1 protein-coding gene and 1 pseudogene are annotated in these 605 nt (G+C 73.4%); both read left to right on the forward strand.

Going from position 1 to position 605, the window contains the following annotated elements:
• Nucleotides 1-214: pseudogene (locus L687_RS0121175) on the forward strand (GTP pyrophosphokinase family protein); the annotation flags it as partial.
• Between the two features lie 133 nt (nt 215-347).
• A partial coding sequence (locus L687_RS42740; protein ID WP_136025407.1) for a hypothetical protein occupies nt 348-605 on the forward strand: 258 nt, incomplete at its 3' end.

Here is a 605-nt window from a genome sequence, read left to right on the forward strand (position 1 = left end):
GAACCAGGTGCCCTCGCATCTCGTCGACAGCCTGTCGGATGCCGCGGATGCCGCCGCCGAGCTCGACAGTCGCATGGAGCGCCTGCACCGGGAGGCGCACGGCGTGCCGCAGCGTCAGCTCGCCCCGCCGCCCCCTCCTGCCCCGCCGTCGATCCCGGACGCCCCGCCGGCGGTCCCGGACGCCCCGACCGGCCCGCGCGTCGTCGGGGTCTGACCGAAGACGCGCTGAGCACCCGTCCACAGCTCCGGAGAAGCTGCGGACGGGCGGCGCCCTGCGTGGCGGTGTTGCGACGGAGCCGCGGTGCTGGGAGCATCGGCGGGTGGTGAGAACGCAGGAAGCCGTGTCCGTGGACGCCGAGCACGACGTCGACGAGTTCGCGCGCGTCGACGACCTCGCCGGGCTCGATCGCGACCGGCAGCGGTGCGAGTGCGATCACGGCGACGACGACGGCTACCAGCCGTGCGGACGCAAGGCCAAGTGGCGCGTGACGGTCGACTGCGTCTGCGGCGAAGGCCACCCGCGCCGGGTCGAGATCCTGTGCTCCCGATGCATGCGGACACTGCGGAAGTTCCAAGGACGTGAGGCCGTTACCGTGCGCCGCCTC

It is taken from the genome of Microbacterium maritypicum MF109, from assembly GCF_000455825.1.
GTDB lineage: Bacteria > Actinomycetota > Actinomycetes > Actinomycetales > Microbacteriaceae > Microbacterium > Microbacterium maritypicum_A.